Source organism: Lamprobacter sp., from assembly GCF_034860625.1.
In the GTDB taxonomy this organism is placed as follows: Bacteria; Pseudomonadota; Gammaproteobacteria; order Chromatiales; family Chromatiaceae; genus Lamprobacter.
The window spans coordinates 1-1,898 of the sequence record NZ_JAYESN010000429.1; the positions used below are offsets into that span (position 1 = coordinate 1).

Here is a 1,898-nt window from a genome sequence, read left to right on the forward strand (position 1 = left end):
ACCGCGCGCGCATCCTCCTCACCCGAGCGCTCGGCTGTGACCTCGCACAGCCGACCCGGCTGATCGCCCGCAGCGCCAACGGTCATGGCAATCCGCACCTGCGCGCCATCGCTGGTCTTGATCCAGGGATGATTGGGCACCGCGAACAGCAGCGACAGTGGCGCCTTGGCGTCGCTCAAATGCGGCTCCAGCACCCGCCGGTTGAAGGTCTGGCGCAGGCTGTTGGTAGTGATAAAGCCAAACCGCCGCGCCTGGCCCTGGCGGACCTTCTCGGCGGCGATCTGCCACCAGTACATGACGAAATCGGCCGAGTCCGGCACCAGGCCGCTGTAGACCCCGCGCACCGCATCCACATAGCCGTCGCCAAGCGCACGGCGCATGCTGGCGGCGCCGATGAACGGCGGATTGCCGACGATGAAATCGGCCTCCGGCCAGTCGGCGCGGCGCGGCTCCAAATAGCGATAGACCGGCAGCCGCTGCGTCTCATCGGGGATCGGCTCGCCGGTGATCGGGCTCGGCTTGGTACTGCACCCATCCCAGACGCTCACCGGCTGGCCCTGGTCATCCAGCAGCGGCTCGCGCGCCTCGGCCTCGATCAGCGCATCGCGGCATTGGATATTGTGGAAGTCGCGCAGCACCGGCTCGGGCGGGTTGACATGGCCATAGGTGCGGAAGTGCCATTGCAGGTAGCCGATCCAGAGCACGATCTCGGCGACGCGGGCGGCGCGTGGGTTGATCTCCAAGCCGAGGAATTGGTTGGGGCTGACGGTGAGACCCTCCAGCTCGAAGCTGGCGGTCTTTTGCAGCCGACCGAGCACCTCCAGCACCTCGCCTTCGAGTCGCTTCATGTGCTCGAGCGCGACATAGAGAAAGTTGCCGCTGCCACAGGCGGGATCGAGCACCCGCGTCTGGCAGAGCTGACCGTGAAAGTCGCGCACCTCGGCGATGGCCTCCTTGGGCTTATCTTGGCGCTGGAAGTTTTGCGCGGCGGTTTGCACCTCCTCCCAGTCGGCGCGTAAGGGGTCGATCACGGTGGGCATGACCAGGCGCTCGACATAGGCGCGCGGGGTGTAATGGGCGCCGAGCTTGTGACGCTCGCGCGGGTTGAGCGCGCGCTCGAGCAGGGTGCCGAAGATGGCCGGCTCGACCTGCCGCCAGTCGGCGCGCGCGGCCTGTTGCAGGAGTTCGATCTGCGCCAGATTCAGCGCGATGGCGTCCGACTCGGCAAAGAGTCCGCCATTGAAGCAGGGCAGGGTTTCGCCGAGCGCGGGCGCGAAGCCGCCGACGTTCATGGTTTGCCACAGGCTCTGCAACTGCGGCGCGAGGCTCGCGGGTTTGTCGCGGCAGCGCTCCAACAGTTGGCTGAAGCTGCCCTCGGGGATCAGCCCGGTGTCTTCGGCGAACAGGGTGAACAGGCAGCGGGTGAGGAAGCCGGCGACGCGCTCGGCGTCATGCCCGTTGGCTTCCAGTGACTTGGCGACATTGGCCAGCGCCTCGGCAATCTGGCGGGTGACGCGACCGGCGTAGCGGCTGGGGTCGAGGCCGTGCGGGTTGAGCCAGAGCGCGCGCAGACGCTCAATGATCTCAAGGTCACGCAACTGCTCGAGCCCGATGCGAGACTGGCGCGCGTCAGGAAAGGGGATGTAGTTGCCGCCGGAGCAGGTGAATTCGGAAAAGAGCACCAGGGAGCGCCCAACATCGACCACGACGATAAAGGGTGGGCGACCTTCTTCGGCTGGCAGGGCGCGGACGTAGTTTTCGGCCTGTTTGTGTGCCTTGACGATGGCGGTATCCCAGGCATTGCTGCCGGTTTCTTTGCCAGTATCCTTGCCTTCAAGCACAAAGCAGCCGCGGCGGTAGAGGTCGAGCTTGCGCGGGGTGCTGCTTCCATCCGGGCG

At 66.2% G+C, this 1,898-nt stretch carries 1 protein-coding gene; it reads right to left on the reverse strand.

Going from position 1 to position 1,898, the window contains the following annotated elements; genetic code table 11:
* The coding region (locus VBE63_RS28435; RefSeq protein ID WP_323686340.1) for a DNA methyltransferase at positions 1–1,898 on the reverse strand (1,898 nt) is incomplete at both ends.